This is a genomic window from Saccharopolyspora sp. NPDC045839 (assembly GCF_056431645.1).
On the sequence record NZ_JBWKKH010000003.1, the window covers coordinates 121086 to 137578 of the forward strand.

Here is a 16493-nt window from a genome sequence, read left to right on the forward strand (position 1 = left end):
CGAAGCGAAGCGATCTGCGCCGACGACCCGGCTGATCGGGGTTGCGAAAGGAATGGTGGCCCAATGCGCGACGGAGCGGACCTGCTCGTCGAGGAGCTGGTGCGGCACGGGGTCGACACGGTATTCGGGTTCCCCGGCGATACCAGCATCGCGCTTTACGATTCGCTCAGGCGGCGATCCGAGTTCATTCGGCACGTGCTGGTCCGGGACGAGCGGCACGCCGGCTTCATGGCAGACGCGTACTCGCGTACCGCACGCAGGCTCGGGTGCTGCGAAGCCTCCAGCGGGGCGGGTGCGGTCTACCTGGCCAGCGGGCTGGCCGAGGCACTGGCCGCCAGCATCCCGCTGCTGGCGATCACCACGGACAACAGCACGCGCAGCGCCGGCACGGCGCCGATCAGCGAGATGGACCAGGCGGCGCTATTCGCGGCATGCACCAAATGGCGGCGCACTGCCGTCCGGACCAAGGACATACCCGCCCTGGTCGAGGAGGCGGTCCGGGCCGCCACCACCGGGCGACCTGGGCCGGTCGCACTGAACTTTCCCGAGGACGTGCTCGAGAGCGAAACAACGACCGCGGGCATCGTCGGCGAAGCGGTCAGCAAGGCCGTCATCCCTCGGCACCGGGCACCCGCGGCACGAGACGCGGTGCGATTCGCGGCCGGGTTGCTGGCCGCCGCCCGTCGACCGATGATCATCGCGGGCGGCGGCCTGCATCTTTCCGGGGCTTGGGCCGAGCTGCGCGGGCTGGCCGAACACGCGGCGATTCCGGTGGCCACCAGCATTCACGGCAAGGGAGCGCTCGACGAAGCGCATCCACTCGCCCTCGGGGTCGTGGGCAACAACGGCGCCCGCGACTACGCCAACGCGTGGATCGCAGAGAGCGACTGCGTGCTCTTCGTCGGTACCCGGGCCAACGCCACAGACACGTTGAGCTTCACTGCGCCTGCCCGCGACGCCGGCGCGCGCGTCCTGCACATCGATTCCGACGAAACCCGAGCCGGCCGCAACTACCCGGGAAGCACCGCACTGGTCGGCGATGCCAAGGCGGTACTGGCACAGCTCGCCGATGCGATTCCCGCAGCGGGCAAGAGCATCCTCAAGGCACGAATCGTGGAACTCGCCGCTGCGCGCACCGAGTGGGCGCAGCGCGTCGAGCAGGGCACGAAGGTGCTTGGCGATGATGTCCTGCATCCGAGGGAAGTCGTTCGCACGCTGGCCGAGGCATTCGGCCGGGACACCTGGGTCGCTGCGGACGCGGGCACGCCGACGCCTTACCTGTCGAGCTACTGGGAGGCCCCAGGAGACGGCTGGCGGGTGGTGATCCCGCGAGGGCATGGGCCGATGGGCTTCGCCATTCCCGCTTCCATCGGTATCGCCATGGCGCACCCCGGTGCGCGCGTTCTGTGCCTCACAACGGAAAGCAGCGTAGCCATGGCGGTCGCCGAGTGGGAGACCGCCTGCCGGCTGGGCCTTCCGATCACTTTCGTGGTGCTGGACAACACGTCGATGTCATGGATCAAGATGATCCAGCACCTGTATGCGGGAGGTCGCTACTTCGCCGTCGACCCCGGACCGCTGAACCCGGTGCAGCTCGCGCATGGCACGGGCTTGGCAGGCGTTCGCGCGCACACCCGGGAAGAGCTGTCCGCACTAGCCAAGCAGGCGGCCGACGCTGCCGATCCGTCGGTCCTGCACATCGCGGTGCCCGAGCACATGGACCTTCTCCCTCCGGTCGCGAGCTGGCAGGCCGCGATCTCCGGGCAGGAGACGACCCGGCCCATCCACTGAGGAATACCGGCCACGTGAACGGAGGAAGTCTCGCGGAGATGATGAGCAGGAAAGGTCTGTGGTTGCGCCGGGAAGTCGCGATGCACGAGCAGCGTGCCCCGCTCGTCCCCGCCGACGCCGCCGCACTGGTCGCAGCCGGGGTCGAGGTCACCGTGGAGGTCGCCGAACAGCGCGCCTACCCGATCGAGGAGTACGCCGCGGTGGGCTGCCGCATCGTGCCGAGTGACACTTGGCCGGAAGCTCCACCGGACGAGGTCATCCTCGGTTTGAAGGCACCTTCGCGGGAGGCGCAGGTGTTGACCCACCGGCACATCTTCTTCGGCCACGCTTACAAGGGCCAAGCCGGTGGTGCCGATCTCCTGCGACGCTTCACCGCCGGCGGCGGCGCCCTGCTCGACTTGGAGGCACTCGTCGACGAGGCCGGTCGCAGGGTCGCCGCATTCGGATTCTGGGCCGGATACGTGGGTGCCGCGCTGGGCGTCCTGCATCACCGCGGCGAGCTCGACGCGCCGCTGCGCTCACTATCTCGCGGGGAACTGGACGCCAAGCTGCCCCGCACATCCGCCGATGAACGGGCGCTGGTCATAGGCGCGCTAGGCCGTTCCGGCGACGGCGCGTGCACCGCGCTGGCGGTGGCCGGTGTGCCTACCACCAAATGGGACGTTCAGGAGACGGAGGAACTCGACCGCGAACGGCTGCTCGCCCATGACATCCTGGTCAACTCCGTCGGCACCGCCGAGCCCGGTATTCCTTTCCTCACCGAAGATGACCTGAGGCGCACCGACCGGAAGCTGACCACGCTTTCCGACGTCACGTGCGACCTGACCTCCGCGTGCAACCGACTTCCCGTCAACGACAAGGCCACCACTTGGGCCGAGCCGGTGCGACGCCTGCATTCCGGTCCGCCCGAGCTGGACGTGATCGCCATCGACAACCTGCCGTCGTTGCTACCGCATGAGTCCAGCACGACGTTCTCCGCAGGCTTGGTGCCGCACCTGCGCACGGTGCACGACGGTGAGAGGGCATGGGAACACTGCCACGACCAGTTCCGCGACGCCGCAGCTCGGCTCGCTGAGAAGGGAGGAGTGGGCGATGGTTGATCTGACGACCCCGACCGGCCGCGTGCACTGGATCGGTACCGGCATGTCCACCGGAAGTGGTCTGGGGCTGGTCTGCGACGGCGCGACCACCCTGCTTTGGGGCCGCACCGTCCGGAAAGCCGAAGACCGCCTGGCAAGGCTGGGGCTGATGGGCCGTGCCGAGCCCCGCTCCTTCGACCGCGATGCGCTCGCTGCCGAATTGACCGAGGGCGACGTGGTCGTCTCAATGCTCCCGGCCGTCGAACACCCCACGCTGCTGCGGCTGGCCATCGACAAGGGCGCGCACTTCGTCTGCTCCAGCTACGTCAGCCCGGGCATCTCCGAACAGTCGAAGGAGGCCGCCGCGCGCGGGTTGGTCGTGCTCACCGAGGTCGGCCTCGACCCGGGAATCGATCACCTGCTCGCCCACAAGCTCGTGCACGAGGCCGATGCAGTCATCGGCGACTGCGCCGCCATCGCCCGGTTCACCTCCTACTGCGGCAGCAATCCCGCCGTGGCCAACGACTTTCGCTACCGGTTCAGCTGGGCACCGCGCGGCGTGCTCACTGCCCTGCTGACCCCGGCACGGTTGATCAACGGCGGTGTGGAACGAAAACTGGTCCACCCGTGGAAGTCCGCCAGGCAGCAGGTGGTCAACGGCGAGGTCTTCGAGGTCTACCCGAACCGGGACAGCGTGCCGTTCATCCGGACGTACAACATCCCGGCCAGATGGAAGCTGGAGGACTTCGTCCGCGGCACCCTTCGCCTCGACGGCTGGAGCGAAGCCTGGAAGGACGTGTTCGAGGAGTTGCCTTCGGCAAGCGACGAACGCATCACCGCGCTGGCGGCCGAACTTGCCGAACGCCACCCCACCTCGGCATCCGACCATGACCGCGTGGTCATGTCGGTGAAGTTGGAGGTCCGCACGGACAGCGGTGAAAGCTGGCGCGGCGAATACGTCCTCGACGCCATGGGCACCGAGCGAGAGGCAGCGACGCCCTGGCTGGTATCGGTGCCTCTCGCGTGTGGGGTCCTTGAAGTGACCGAAGGCCGGGTGTCCCAGGGTCTGCATCAGGCCACAAAGGATCCGGACTCGGTCGAGCGCTGGCTGACCTACCTGGCCCTGCAGGGCATCACGGCCGAGCGCTACGGGGACTAGACGTTCTGCCCCGCCGAATCTGATGTGACGACTGTGACAGTTCCAGCAACGGCGAATTCGGCGAGGTGGCTTGCCGATCGATAGCGGCAGAGCGCGGAGTGGATCGCCTGCCGGCGATCGCGCGCGAACGGGCGGGCTCCTGGCCGCGGCTTCACGGCGCGGCAGCATTCGGCGAAAGATTCCTGCAGAACCTCCGTTTCCTGCTGCATCGGAATCTCGGGCATCACACAATCAGGCACAATCGCTTGACCAGCACTCTAGGGCAACGATAGGTGCTATAGTTCGATCGCGTGAACGCTCCGCACTCTGGCGAATTCGATGCAACGGTAGTGACATATCCGTCCGGCTCACTGCGCGAAATCGCCACCGTCGTCAATGTGCTGACCGATCCACACAACGACTCCCGGCTGCTGGTGATCAGCGACGTCACCCCGTTCCACCCGCTCGACCCGCTATGGCCCGACCAGCCGGCCGACCACGGCAAGCTAGAGGTTGGGAGCACGACTTTCACGGTGCACGATTCCGTCACTGCCGCCCGGCGCGGCCACGATCCGTGGATGGTCGGTGGGGCGATCGACGCCAGCCGCAACGAAACCGGCGTTTTCTTCTGCGTTGCGCACGTGGTCGACGCCGCAGCGGCTCCGCAGTTGAGCATCGGCACCGATGTGACGCTCGTCGTCGACGAGCACCGGCGGCGCAGGCTCAGTTCCGCGCACACCGCCTGCCACCTGCTGGCCTACGCGCTCAACGAAGTCACTCACGACTTGTGGCGCAAACCCACCAGGACCGACTCGCGTGGGTATCACGACTTCGACGACGCAACCTGCGTCCGTACCCGGCATGACGTCGACGGTAGCCACGACCACTACAGGCTGGGCAAGTCATTGCGCAAGCGCGGGTTCGACTCGGCCCGCTTTCTTGACGAGCTGCCCGGCGTCATCGACGACGTCAACCGCGTACTTGCACGGTGGATTGAATCCGACGCCCCGGTTCACATCGACACCACCGGTCCCGCGTTGACCGACCGCAGGCAGTGGGTATGCGAGATCCCAGGGGGCACAGCGGAAATGCCCTGCGGAGGTACTCATGTCTTCAGCCTCGGGGAGATCGTTTCGATGACCGCAGCCGCGTCCTACGACAGCAACGACAGAATCCTGGAAATCCGGAACGAAGTTCACGTTCCCGAATAGGGTGTGTGCGTCATCCGCTGCCGCCCGCTTCTTGTCGAGGACCGTCACCTCGGTAGCCCGAGGATTCTTTCGGCGATGATGTTCCGCTGGATCTGATTGGTGCCGCGAGCTATTCGGCGGCCACGGCTCTCCAGGAAGACCCGTTGGAAGCGGTCCAGCGAATATCCGGGGCCTGTTGGGCGCACCGCCGCCTGCTCGCCGAGCAGGTCCAGTGCGGTCTCACCGAAATCGCGGTGGAACTCCGACCAGTTGAGCTTGTCCACGGCCAGCAGCTCGTCCACCGACTCGCCCGCGACGAGCTTGTCAGCGATGAGCCTTCCGCTGGTGCGCATCAGCTGCACACCGATGTGCAGCCGCGCGAGCTCCTGCCGCACCCACAGGTCGGCCAACCTCCCGGTGTCCCGCAGTCGTTGTGCCAGGGCTTCCCATTCGCGCTGATAGCCGAAGTGCTGGGTAGCTGCCGCGCCGGCGCGTTCAGCCCCCAAAGTGGTCATCGCGACGTGCCATCCCTGGTTGAGGCCGCCGATGACGTTGTCCAGCGGCGTGCGGGCGCCGGTGATGAACTCGTGCGCGAACCCGTGCGCCCCTGCGGCCTGCCGGATCGGCCGGATGTCGAACCCGTTGTCAGCCATGGACACGATGGCGTAGGTGAGTCCGCGGTGCCGGGCCTCCGGATCGGGATCAGTGCGGCACAGCAGGAACATCATGTTCGCCTGCTGCGCCCCGCTCGTCCAGATCTTCTCGCCGTCGATGCGCAAGTGGTCGTCCTCGACGACACCCGTCGTGCGCACGCTCGCGAGGTCCGATCCGGACCCGGGCTCGGAGAAGCCCTGGCAGTACACGTCGATGCCGGCCAGGATGGGCGGCAAGAACCGCCGCTTCTGCTCCTCTGTGCCGTGCGCCAACACCGCAGGTGCCAGCAGAGTCTCCCCCATCCCGAGTAGTGGACGGCGCAGCCCGCGCCGGGCGAATTCCTCCTCCACCACCAGGCATTCCGCTGCGGAAAGTCCCCGCCCGCCGTACTCGACGGGCCACGACAGGCACAGCCAGCGCCCGGCCCGCAGCAGGGCGATCCAGTCTCGCTCAGCGGGGCTCGGCTCGTGTTCGTAGGGTTCGTGCGCGTACTCCAGCCGCTGCCCGCCGGCACCGTGTTGGTCCAGCCAGTCGGCGACCTCGGCCTGCAGGCGCTGCAGCGAGTCCGTGTCCGGTGCGTCCAATGAGATCAACTCCAGCGGTCCAGGGCCAACAACAGCATTCGTTCCCGGTGGTGGCGAGCGTCGCCGAACAGCAATTGGCCGCTCTTGGCGCGTTTGAGGTGCAGGTGTGCTTCGTGTTCCCAGCTGAATCCGATTGCCCCGTGCAGCTGGATCGTCTCCGCCGCGACCTGCAGGTAAACCGCGGGGCAGTGCGCTTTGACCACGCTCGCCAAGGCCGGGAGCTCCGGATCGGCGGCATCGGCCGCTTGGGCGGCGAAGAGCACCGCGGAACGAGCGGGTTCGACGAGTGCCAGCATGTCCGCGCAAGCGTGCTTGACGGCTTGGAACGATCCGACGGGACGACCGAACTGAGCTCGCATGGCCGCATACGCGACCGCGCGGTTCAGGCAGTGCCGTGCGCCGCCGACCTGCTCTGCGCCCAACGCGATGAGGGCGATGTCCAGCGAAGACTCCGCCGCCGCGGTGACATCACCAGGAGCGCTGATGCGGTTGGCGGCCACGGCCGCGAAGTGGAGGTCCGCCAAGGGGCGGGTCAGGTCCAGGCTGGGCAGGCGTTGGCAGGAAAGCCCGTTCGCGCCGGCGCGGGCCTCGAACAGCGCAGGACCTTCTGGAGTGCTTGCCACGACCAGCACGATGTCCGCCACGTCGCCGCAGATCACGAGTCTGCTGTGCCCGTCCAACCGCCACTGGTCGCCATGGCGCGTCGCGGAGATGTCGCCGGGCAGCACCACGCAGGCGATGCTCTCCCCGCCGGCCAGCTCCGGCAGCAGCCGTGCCTGTGCGGCGTCCGTCGCGCCGTCGACCAGCAGTCGCGTGGCGAGCACGGCGCTGGGCAGAAACGGGCTCGGGAGCACCACGCGTCCGAGCTCCTCCATCACGACGACGATGTCAGCAACGCTGGATTCCGCACCGCCGTACTGTTCCGGCACCAGCATGGCCTGCAGACCGAGCTGCGACGCCATCAGCTTCCACAGGCGCCTGTCGTAGCCGGCATCGGATTCCATCACCTCGAGAGTCGTCGACGTCGGGGCGTGGTCGCGCAGGAACCTGCGCAGCCATTCCCGGAGTTGCTTCTGCTCTGCGCTCTCCGCGAGGCTCACGCCGTCTCCCCCGATCCGCCGACCAGCCCTTCCAAAGCGGTGCGCCATTCCGCCACCAGGCGCGACATCACCTCGGCAACGCTGTCGACTCCGGTCACGTAGCCCACCGATTGCCCGGCCGGACTGTGCATCAACGGCTCCACCCGATGCCGGTCGATCGCGCCCAGCAGATCACCGACGAGGATGTCCTGGTACGGCATCCGCAGTGGCGCCGGCGCGTCGTCGGCAGCCCACTCCTCGAACCACTTCGTCTTGATCTGCCGCAGTGTTTTCCCGCTGTCCGCACGCGAGATCACTGTGGAATCGACATCCGCACGCAGCAGCTTCGCCACGATCTCGGGTTCCATGGCGTGTTCGTGGGTGGCCAGCCAGGCAGTGCCGGTCCACACTCCTGCGGCGCCCAACGCCAGACTCGCCGCAACGTGCCGACCGGTCGCCACGCCGCCCGCTGCCAGCACCGGGACGTCTCCTGCGATGTCGACGATTCTCGGCACCAGGGAGAATGTTCCCACCGTACCGGTGTGGGCACCGGCGTCGTAGCCCTGCGCGACGAGCAGATCGGCCCCCAGCTCAAGTGCGCGCTGCGCATGCTTCGGTGTGCCGACCAGCGAGACCACGGTCTTCCCGGTGGCTTTGGCGCGGCGGATGGTCCCCGGTGGGCTACCGATGCCCATCGCGAACATCGCGACCGGCGATGCCAGCACTGCTTCGATCTGCCGCTGCGCTACCTGCTCCGAACGCACGAAACGCGAGCGCATGCCGGACTGCCCGTCTTCGGGCACGCCGTACCGGTCACGGAGGTTCCGCACGAAGGTGCGGTGCTCGGCGGGGAGTTCACGTTCGATGGCTTCCCGATCATCCAGCTCCGGCATGCCCTGCGGAAGCACGAGATCCACCCCGAACGGCTTTGCACCGAGGCGGGAGTGCAGTGCGGCGAGCCCGCCGGCGATTTCCTCAGGGGTGTTGCGGGTCGCTCCCCACACCCCGAACCCACCTGCCTCGGTCACCGCAGCCACCACTTCGATGCTGTGCGCGAAGGCGAAGATCGGGTATTCAATCCCGAACCTGTCGCACAGCTCGGTTCGCAGCGCGCCGCGCGCGATGGGATCCGGCATCCCTGCTCCTCACGATCGACCACGGTGGGCCGTGCATCACACGGCCCGGCCGGCGCACCTGTCCGACGTGGCGACATTCAAACCAGCCGCCCGGCGTCCGGTCCATGACGAGTTCGTTGTCGACCGAATAGGGAGCGGCTATCGCTACACGTCGCGTCCCTGCGGCTCGGTGGCCAGCGCGACGAACGCACGCGCGGCAGGGGACAACACCGCATCACGGTGCAGGAGACCGAATTCCCGTCCAAGAGCCGGGGTCGTGCCGACCACGACCGCCCCGAGAGCCGCGGCGCGGTCGGCGAACGCCGGGGGCAGGAACGCGGCGCCGACCCCGGCCCGCACCAGCCGGTGCACGCTTCCCAGGTGATCGGTTTCGATCACCACTCGCGGCTCGACGCACAGGTCTCTCCAGGCCAGCTCCACGAGATCGCGGACGACCGTTCCCCGTGGCGGAAGGATCAGTGGCACATCGGCGATTTCGCGCAGCAGGGCCGGGCGTCGGCCATGACGCCCCGGAGGAAGGGCGAGCGACAACTCCCGTCTGCCCAGCACATGCGCGACGATCTGTGCTTGTTTCACCGGCAGGTAGCCGAGGCCGACCTCGCAGCCCGCGCTGCACACGACGGTGGCGACGTCCTGCAGCTCACCGACGTCCCGCAGGTTGACCCAGACGCCGGGGTGCGCCGTGCGGAACCGTGCCACCAGGTTTACCAACGGGTCGAGCGCGAGGTCGGCAGGTGCCACGACATCAAGCCGCCCCTGCCTCAGTTCCGCGATCGCGTGCACGGTGTCGTGCACGTCGGCGATGCCGCCCACTATCTGATGCGCAGGCCCGAGCAGCGCCGCACCTGCAGCGGAAAGCTCCATGCCTCTCGGCACCCGGTGGAACAGCTCGGCGCCCAGTTCCTCCTCCAACGCCCGAATTGCCTGGGACAACGCGGGCTGAGCGGTGTAGAGCGCTTCGCTGGCGCTCGTCACGCTGCCATGCTCGGCAACCGCTAGGAAGAACCTGAGCTGGCGAACGTCCACGAGAGCAGCTTAGATGCAGTCCTTAGCATCGGACCAACGGTGTTGTCCGAGTCAGTGCCGGGAGGACACCCGTGGAGTTTCGCCAGCTGGAGTGCTTCCTGGCAGTGGTGGAACATGGCGGCATCGTGCGCGCAGCAGCGGCGTTGCACCTTGCGCAGCCGTCGCTCACGCAATCGATCAAGGCGCTGGAGCAGGAGCTCGGGCTCGAGTTGTTCCACCGCATCGGCCGCGGCATCGCCTTGACCCCGGCGGGTAGCGCCCTGGTCAAACAGGCCCGGCAAGTGCTCCGAGACGCCGACACCGTCCGCGCATCGGCCGCGGAACTGGCGGGTGCGGACGTCGGACAACTGCAGATCTCGGCGATGCCGGGCTGCATCTACCACCCGCTGTTGGACCTCGTCAGCGCGTTCGCCAAGCAGCACCCCGAGATTCCGCAGCGGATCACGGAGGCCGACTCGGAACAGCAGCTCGCCGAGTGGGTCCGTGAGGGCCGGGTGGAACTCGGTTTCGGCTACTTGCCCGGCCCGGAAAGCAGCCCTTCGCACCCGGAACCCGAGCTCGACATCACCGTCTTGGGCCATGACGAACTGTGCCTGGTGGTGCCGGTCGAGCTCGCCGCGCAGCTCGACGACCCGATCTCGTTGTCCGACTTGCCCGAACTACCCGCAATCGCGGTATCCCGTGGCGCCGTGGCCCGTCAAACCGTGGAGAACGCGCTGCGCGATGCGGGAGTTCGCACCTCACTGGGCGTGGTGACCGAACACCGGGATCTGGAACTGCCGTTGGTCTCCGCCGGACTCGGAATGGCCTGGACCACTCGAGCCTCCGCGCAGGGCAACCCGTCCGTCGACGTCGCGGTGCGTTCGCTGGATCCGCCCGTGGAGCTGACCCACGGCGTACTCCGCCGCCGCGGGCATCTCGCACCGCCGGCCCAGGCATTCCTGGACCTGGCGCTCAGCTCCGCCGCGCATAGCGACTGAGGTCATCCTGCGAGCGCACCGCCTCGAGCGCCATCCCGCACGACTTCCCCGGCTACCAGCGCCGCAACCTCATCCGCGCTGAAACCCGCCTGCTCCAGGACGGCGATGCTGTGCTCACCCACTGCCGGGGTCGGCGCGGAGGTCTCCGGCGTCCAGTCCACGAAGTGATACGGCAACCCGACGTACGTTTCCTCGCCGCCATCCGAGTCGCACCCGCGAGCGAAGATCCCCGCTGCGACGACGTCAGCGGCTTCGGGTACCTGCTCGTAGTTGCGCACCGCGCCTACGACGAGGCCGTTCTCCGACAGCCAGCGGACGCAGTCCTCGGTGCTCCGCGCGGAAAGCGCCGCGCCCAACTCCTGCAACAACTTCCGACGATTGGCCACCCGGACCTCATTCGTCTCGAAGCGGGGGTCGGTGAGCAGGTCGGTGCGCTCGATCAGGCGGCACAACGTTGCCCAGTGCGCGTCCGTGTAGGCCGACAGGACCACGAAGCCGTCGCTGGTGCAGATCAGGTCGGCCGCCGGAGCGACTGTCGCCTGCCCGTTGCCTCGTCTCGTCGGAACGGTCCCGGTGGCGAAGTACTCGGCGAAGTTCGGAGCTTGCAGCTGGATCGCCACCTCCAGCAGCGAAATCTCGATCTCCGCTCCGTCCCCGGTGCGCTCGCGGCGGAACAACGCGGCGAGGATCGCCTGGGCCAACGCATGCGACGTCGCCGCGTCGACGATCGCAAGTCCGACCCGTTGCGGGTCCCCACCGGCCGCACCGGTCAGGGACATGATGCCGCTCTCGGCTTGGGCAGCGATGTCGAGACCAGGGCGCTGCCGGGACGGACCGTGCGATCCGAACCCGCTGACCGAGGCGTAGATCAACCCCGGGTGCTGCTCGCGAAGCTCCCCGGCGCCGAGCCCCATCCGATCCATCGCGCCCGGTCGCATGTTCTGCACGACCACGTCGGCATCGGAGACCAGCCGGCGCGCGGTTTCCCGCCCGAGCGGTTTCCGCAGGTCAAGCGCAATCGCCTGTTTGCCCCGGTTGTAGGCCCGAAGCATCCCGTCGCCGAAGCTCCCGATGCTGCGGGCCGACTCGCCGCCGAGCGGCTCAACCTTGATCACCTCCGCGCCCAGGCCCGCCAACAGCGCTCCCGCCCCGGGGGCGGCGATGTACTGACCGAAGTCGATGACCTTGATGCCTTTCAGGGGTGCGCTCATCGCGTGCGAATCCCTTCTCGCGCCGTTCCAGCGACCTGCACGTCATTCCGGTCGACGGTCACCACGAGGCGGCCGAGGACGTCGCGATCGGCGATCCGGCGCAGCGCTGCCGGGACGTCGTCGAAGGCGACGACGTCCACCAGCGGCTGCACGAAGCCCTTCTCCCGGTAGCGCAGCAGGTCATCGTGGATCTCGCGGCAGTAAGCGGGGTCGTCCCGGAACGGCCTGGTCCGGAAACCCACGACCGAGTAGTTCTTCAGCAATGCGTGGTTCACCGGCAGTTGCGGAATCGTGCCGCTGGCGAATCCGACCACCAGCAGGCGTCCCTCCACCGCGATGCACTTGCGGGACCGGTCGAAGACCTCACCGCCCACCGAGTCGTAGATGACATCGGCACCGCGACCGCCGGTGACCTCCTTCGTCACCGCGACGAAGTCGTCTTCGTGATGATCGACGACGACATCGGCCCCCAGCTCGGAACACGCTTTGGCCTTGTCGGCGCCGCCGGCCACCGCGATCGTCCTCGCCCCGGCCGCCTTGCCGAGCTGTACGGCGGCACTGCCGATGCCACCTGCCGCGCCGTGGATCAGCACCGTCTCGCCCTTGGCGAGCCCGGCACGGCGGAACAACGCCAGGTGCGAAGTCTGGAAGGCCACGAACAGCGCAGCGCCCTGCTCCCAGCTCATGTCGCCAGGAAGCGGCAGCAATCGCTGCGCGGGAACGACCACCTCCTCCGCGAGCAGCCCTGCCGTGGTCTGGCCTGGCATGACGATGACTCGGCAGCCGGCCAACGACTCGTCGACGCCGTCGCCGACCTCCTGGACGGTCCCGGCCGCCTCACCGCCGATCGCGAACGGCGTCTGCGGCTTGTCGTGGTACTTCCCCTGGCACAGCAGGAGGTCCGGAAAGCCGAGGGCAGCCGCGCGGACGGTCACCCGCACTTCACCCGGGCCCGGCCGAGGTGCAGGGATGTCCGCCAGCCGCAGCGCTCGCTCGGGCTCGCCGGGCTGCTGAACCTGCCATGTCCGCATTGGCACCTCCGATGATCGACGTCGCTACCGGCGAGTCAACCGACAGGCTGCGGAACCGTCCAAGACGAGTTGCCGCGGACAGGGATAGGCGGCGCCGATCAGAGGTTCTGCGCAGCGGCGAACTCGCGGCTCGTGTCGAGGAAGGCGCCTGCCGCGGGCGAGAGCGGTCCGCTGCGGTGCACCAAGCCGATGCGCTGCTCGAGCACGGGATCGGTACGCCGGACCAACGCCCCGCGCAATCCGGCCTGCTCCGCCAGCGACTGGGGAAGCAGAGCCGCACCTACGTCCGCCAGGACGAGGTCCCGGGCGTGCTCCTCCGACTCGGTCTCGACCGCGATGTTCAGCGGCGATCCCGGGGCACAGCTCACTTCGAGGAGGTCGCGGATCGGGTTTCCGCGCGGGCCGACCACCAGGGGAAGTCGGGCGAGCTCGGCCAGGCGGACCGGCATGCGACTGCCGATGGGGCTCTCCGGCGGCAGGACGAGCCGCAATCGCCGGGCTCCCAGCGGCACCGACACCATCCCGGTCGCCGCTGCGGGCAGGAACGTCATCGCGATCTCGCAGGCGGCGGTGCGCAGGAGCTCGGTGATCGAGGTCGTGCCGGGGTCGAGGACGTTGACGCACACCTTCGGATACCGGGCCCGGAACCTGCCGATGATGGCGGACAGCGGATCAACGCCCAGGCCCGGGCTCGTCACGAGGTTCAACCATCCGCCGTCGAGCCGCGCGAGGCGCCTGGCCTTGTCCACCAGGGCGGCAAGGCCGCCTCCGACCTGCATCGCGGGCCCCAGCAAGGCCTCCCCGGCAGCGGAGAGCACCATGCCTCGGCCAACCCGGTGGAACAGCTCCACGCCCAGGTCCCGCTCCAGCGCGCGCAGGCCCTGTGTCAAGGTCGGCTGGGCGACCCGCAGAACCTTGGCGGCCTTGGTGACTCCCCCGTGCTCCGCAACAGCGACGAAGTACCTCAACTGCCGCGAATCCATGGCCTCGACAATAGCCAACAGCCGGTGACCGACCGGCCGACTAGGCTAGCCCGAACGGACCAACCAGAGTGGGGGGACTTCCTTGGATTTCAAGCAGGCCGAGGTGTTCCTGGACGTCGTCGAACACGGCAGCCTGGGCAGGGCCGCGATCGCCCGTCGACTCACCCAACCTGCGGTGTCGCAGACCATCCGGGTACTGGAGCGGGAACTCAAGACATCATTGTTCCACCGAGTCGGGAGCGGGCTCGTGCTCACCCCCGCCGGCGAGGCGGTCGTCAAACCCGCGCGGCAGATCCTGCGCGACCTGGCCACCGCCCGTGCCTCCGTCGCCGAAGTGTCCGGCGCCACGTCCGGCACGCTCGAACTCGCCGCCATCTACCCGGTGTTCGAGCAGCCCTTGATCGAGCTGATCGGCGCCTTCCGGCGCGATCACCCCGGCGTCACCGTGCGGGTGACCGAACCCGACAACGAAGAAGTCCTGCTGCAGCAGGTGCACGAGGGGCGAGTGGAGCTGGGCTTCTGCCATCTGCCGACAGCCGGGCCGCACAGCGTGCCCGGCCTGACCACCCACTTGATCGGGCGAACCGAGTTCTGCGTTGTCATGCCCCCGCACACCCGGCCCGACCTGCCCGATCCGCTGCCCTTCGCGGAGATTCCCGACCTGCCGGTGGTCGCCGCACCCGGCGGGGCGGTCGCCCGGCTCGCGGTCGAGGAGCACCTGCGTGCGGCCGGCATGCGCACTCGGCTCGGAGTGGTCACGGCCAACCGGTCGATGCAGATCCCGCTGGTGCTGGCCGGCACCGGGATGGCGTGGACCGGCCGTCGCAGCGCCGACCTCGCAGAGGTGCGAGGTGCGGTCGTCCGGTCGCTGACCCCGCCGATCCTGTTGCCGCAGGCGCTGACGCACCGTCCTGGTCACCTCGCGCCGTTCGCGCGGGCGCTGCGCGATCTAGCGCTGCGGCGGGGTCCGACCGCCTGACGGGGGTCGCTTCGACCGCATCCCACCACCTTCGCGATGTCGCCGCATGCCGCCCGAGGGGTCGGTGTCAGGTCCATCTTGACCGCCAATCGGCTCGGATGATGCCGCTTCGGGCACGATGCCGAGTCGTCCGAAGACAAATCCGATGCGCGCACGCGTGCCGGCGAGGCGGAAATCCATCGGCAACGTCATGGGCTGCGGGCCGACCAGGATGGAAAAGGCTCATCGGTGCTGGCCCGAACAGCACGGCGCGGGCCGGACGATGCTCAACCACGCGTTGCGTACCGCGCCACCAACGCGGCCGCGTCCTTCTCCGGACGGATGAGCCACACCGCCGCGATGCATCCCATCGCCATCAGCGCACCGGTGAAGGTGAACCCGGAGCTGTAGCCGGCCGCCGGGGTCTCGCCCGCGCCGACGAACAAGCCCATGAGCATCGGCGCAAGCACACCCCCCAAGCTGTAGAAAGCGATGACGAACCCGAAGACGACCCCGCGCTGCTTGGTCGGCACCACGTCCGACACCGCCGCGAACGAGATGGCGAATGCCGCCGAGTACAGCGAGAAACCGAGCACCACGAACACCATCTGCAGACCGCTCTGCCCCAGCACGGCGAAGCCCAACATCGACAGCCCATTGGCGACCACCAGCCCGGCAGCCAGCCAGCCCCGTGCCAACCGGTTCGACACCCCGCGCGCGCTCAGCCAGTTCGACAACAACCCGAAACCGACGTTGGCCAGCACCCCGGCCGCGTACGGCAACGTCACCAGGTACCCCGTGGCGGTGGCGCTGTAGCCGAGGCCCTCGCGCAGGAACAGCGGCAGCCACGACACCTTCAACGAGGTGCCCCAATAAGCCAGGAACAGCAACAATCCGAGCCCGATGATCGTTGGGCGGGTCAACAGCACCCCGTAAGGCACCCGCTCCGGCAGAGGGTCGGCCGACGTGACGGCGGTGGCTTTCTCGGTGCCCATCCGACCGAATGGCAGCCAGAGCACCAACCAGACCAACCCCGCGGCGATGAGCACAATGAACGCGGCGTGCCAGTCGAACACGGCGATCACCCAGGTCAGGGTCGGCGCAGCCAGCAGCGGCCCGAGCGAGGTCCCCGCGTTGATCACCCCGGACGGGAGCGCTCGTTTGTCCGGCGGGAACCAGGAGTGCGCGATCGACATCACCAGCGCCGCCGCCGGTCCTTCGGCGAAACCGAGGATGATCCGGCAAACCAGCAGGGTTCCGAACCCGACCGCACCGACCAGCGGCACCAGCGTCAACGTCCACACCACGATCAGCGCCACCACGATCCACCGCGGGCTGATCTTGCTGGTGAGCAGGCCCACCAGGATCGCACCAGCCGCGAACAGCCAGAAGAACGCGCTCTGCACCAGCCCGAACTGCTCCGCCGACAACCCGAGGTCCTGCCTGATCTGGACTCCGGCGAACCCGATCACCGCCTTGTCCGCGAAGTTGATCAGCATGAACGACATGCACAGCAGCACGACCGTCCAGGCGCTGGTCCGCCTGCGTTCAGTAGCCGCCCCGCCGCGCCCGTTCAGCAACTGCTCGTCGATCGTCATCCTGCCTCCACACCACTGGGGATCGGTGGTATTGAACGGTCTGCGCGAGCGAGGC

The 16493-nt window shown here is 68.2% G+C and carries 15 protein-coding genes; 6 read left to right on the plus strand and 9 right to left on the minus strand.

What is annotated here, in order from left to right; translation table 11 throughout:
* Nucleotides 1-63: 63 nt before the first annotated feature.
* Genes AC07EQ_RS06145 through AC07EQ_RS06155 form a run of 3 tightly spaced genes read left to right on the plus strand, consistent with a single transcriptional unit; the run spans nt 64 to nt 4029 of the window.
* Nucleotides 64-1791, plus strand: a complete 1728-nt coding sequence (locus tag AC07EQ_RS06145) for a thiamine pyrophosphate-binding protein (protein ID WP_478386840.1) — start codon at nt 64-66, stop codon at nt 1789-1791.
* A gap of 41 nt (nt 1792-1832) precedes the next feature.
* A complete protein-coding gene (locus AC07EQ_RS06150) occupies nt 1833-2891 on the plus strand; it encodes a Rossmann-fold NAD(P)-binding domain-containing protein (protein ID WP_478386841.1) in 1059 nt (352 codons plus the stop codon).
* Complete coding sequence (locus tag AC07EQ_RS06155; RefSeq protein WP_478386842.1) at nt 2884-4029, plus strand: saccharopine dehydrogenase family protein; 1146 nt, start codon at nt 2884-2886, stop codon at nt 4027-4029. The genes AC07EQ_RS06150 and AC07EQ_RS06155 overlap by 8 nt, the downstream gene beginning before the upstream one ends.
* On the opposite strand, the gene AC07EQ_RS06160 is transcribed toward AC07EQ_RS06155, so the two are convergent.
* Nucleotides 4026-4253, minus strand: coding sequence for a hypothetical protein (locus AC07EQ_RS06160; RefSeq protein WP_478386843.1), 228 nt, complete (start codon nt 4251-4253; stop codon nt 4026-4028). The genes AC07EQ_RS06155 and AC07EQ_RS06160 overlap by 4 nt on opposite strands.
* 66 nt (nt 4254-4319) lie before the next feature.
* Between AC07EQ_RS06160 and AC07EQ_RS06165 the strand changes: the two genes are divergently transcribed.
* Complete coding sequence (locus AC07EQ_RS06165; RefSeq protein ID WP_478386844.1) at nt 4320-5219, plus strand: alanyl-tRNA editing protein; 900 nt, start codon at nt 4320-4322, stop codon at nt 5217-5219.
* Between the two features lie 44 nt (nt 5220-5263).
* On the opposite strand, the gene AC07EQ_RS06170 is transcribed toward AC07EQ_RS06165, so the two are convergent.
* From AC07EQ_RS06170 to AC07EQ_RS06185, 4 genes are all read right to left on the minus strand, one after another.
* Nucleotides 5264-6436 carry an acyl-CoA dehydrogenase family protein gene (locus AC07EQ_RS06170; protein ID WP_478386845.1) on the minus strand — a complete coding sequence of 391 codons (1173 nt, stop codon included), beginning with the start codon at nt 6434-6436 and terminating at the stop codon, nt 5264-5266.
* A 5-nt stretch (nt 6437-6441) separates the two neighbouring features.
* On the minus strand, nt 6442-7536 hold the full coding sequence (locus AC07EQ_RS06175) for an acyl-CoA dehydrogenase family protein (protein ID WP_478386846.1): 1095 nt from the start codon (nt 7534-7536) through the stop codon (nt 6442-6444).
* Nucleotides 7533-8651: an NAD(P)H-dependent flavin oxidoreductase gene (locus AC07EQ_RS06180; RefSeq protein ID WP_478386847.1), complete on the minus strand. Its 1119-nt coding sequence runs from the start codon at nt 8649-8651 to the stop codon at nt 7533-7535. Before AC07EQ_RS06180 ends, AC07EQ_RS06175 begins: the two co-directional genes overlap by 4 nt.
* A gap of 144 nt (nt 8652-8795) precedes the next feature.
* Nucleotides 8796-9677 (minus strand): LysR family transcriptional regulator, encoded by an 882-nt coding sequence (locus AC07EQ_RS06185; protein ID WP_478386848.1) that lies wholly within the window; start codon nt 9675-9677, stop codon nt 8796-8798.
* Between the two features lie 71 nt (nt 9678-9748).
* Between AC07EQ_RS06185 and AC07EQ_RS06190 the strand changes: the two genes are divergently transcribed.
* Nucleotides 9749-10657 (plus strand): LysR family transcriptional regulator, encoded by a 909-nt coding sequence (locus tag AC07EQ_RS06190; RefSeq protein ID WP_478386849.1) that lies wholly within the window; start codon nt 9749-9751, stop codon nt 10655-10657.
* A gap of 2 nt (nt 10658-10659) precedes the next feature.
* Here the strand turns inward: AC07EQ_RS06190 and AC07EQ_RS06195 are convergent, their stop codons facing one another.
* The 3 genes from AC07EQ_RS06195 to AC07EQ_RS06205 all read right to left on the minus strand — a co-directional run bounded on the left by AC07EQ_RS06195 (nt 10660) and on the right by AC07EQ_RS06205 (nt 13882).
* On the minus strand, nt 10660-11868 hold the full coding sequence (locus AC07EQ_RS06195) for a CaiB/BaiF CoA transferase family protein (protein WP_478386850.1): 1209 nt from the start codon (nt 11866-11868) through the stop codon (nt 10660-10662).
* Nucleotides 11865-12899, minus strand: coding sequence for an NADPH:quinone oxidoreductase family protein (locus AC07EQ_RS06200; RefSeq protein WP_478386851.1), 1035 nt, complete (start codon nt 12897-12899; stop codon nt 11865-11867). The genes AC07EQ_RS06195 and AC07EQ_RS06200 overlap by 4 nt, the downstream gene beginning before the upstream one ends.
* 98 nt (nt 12900-12997) lie before the next feature.
* The gene (locus tag AC07EQ_RS06205) at nt 12998-13882 is read right to left on the minus strand and encodes a LysR family transcriptional regulator (RefSeq protein WP_478386852.1); all 885 of its coding nucleotides are present in this window, start codon (nt 13880-13882) and stop codon (nt 12998-13000) included.
* Nucleotides 13883-13964: 82 nt separating this feature from the next.
* On the opposite strand from AC07EQ_RS06205, the gene AC07EQ_RS06210 reads away from it, so the two are divergent.
* A complete protein-coding gene (locus tag AC07EQ_RS06210; protein ID WP_478386853.1) occupies nt 13965-14861 on the plus strand; it encodes a LysR family transcriptional regulator in 897 nt (298 codons plus the stop codon).
* A 266-nt stretch (nt 14862-15127) separates the two neighbouring features.
* Here the strand turns inward: AC07EQ_RS06210 and AC07EQ_RS06215 are convergent, their stop codons facing one another.
* The gene (locus AC07EQ_RS06215) at nt 15128-16438 is read right to left on the minus strand and encodes an MFS transporter (protein WP_478386854.1); all 1311 of its coding nucleotides are present in this window, start codon (nt 16436-16438) and stop codon (nt 15128-15130) included.
* Between the last annotated feature and the right edge of the window lie 55 nt (nt 16439-16493).

What these genes read in the sequence shown, in the direction of transcription:
- AC07EQ_RS06145 (WP_478386840.1), top strand. Translation starts at nt 64, where the DNA reads ATGCGCGACGGAGCGGACCTGCTCGTCGAGGAGCTGGTGCGGCACGGG.
- AC07EQ_RS06180 (WP_478386847.1), bottom strand. Translation starts at nt 8,651, where the DNA reads ATGCCGGATCCCATCGCGCGCGGCGCGCTGCGAACCGAGCTGTGCGAC.
- AC07EQ_RS06150 (WP_478386841.1), top strand. Translation starts at nt 1,833, where the DNA reads ATGAGCAGGAAAGGTCTGTGGTTGCGCCGGGAAGTCGCGATGCACGAG.
- AC07EQ_RS06215 (WP_478386854.1), bottom strand. Translation starts at nt 16,438, where the DNA reads ATGACGATCGACGAGCAGTTGCTGAACGGGCGCGGCGGGGCGGCTACT.
- AC07EQ_RS06205 (WP_478386852.1), bottom strand. Translation starts at nt 13,882, where the DNA reads ATGGATTCGCGGCAGTTGAGGTACTTCGTCGCTGTTGCGGAGCACGGG.
- AC07EQ_RS06200 (WP_478386851.1), bottom strand. Translation starts at nt 12,899, where the DNA reads ATGCGGACATGGCAGGTTCAGCAGCCCGGCGAGCCCGAGCGAGCGCTG.
- AC07EQ_RS06195 (WP_478386850.1), bottom strand. Translation starts at nt 11,868, where the DNA reads ATGAGCGCACCCCTGAAAGGCATCAAGGTCATCGACTTCGGTCAGTAC.
- AC07EQ_RS06160 (WP_478386843.1), bottom strand. Translation starts at nt 4,253, where the DNA reads ATGCCCGAGATTCCGATGCAGCAGGAAACGGAGGTTCTGCAGGAATCT.
- AC07EQ_RS06155 (WP_478386842.1), top strand. Translation starts at nt 2,884, where the DNA reads ATGGTTGATCTGACGACCCCGACCGGCCGCGTGCACTGGATCGGTACC.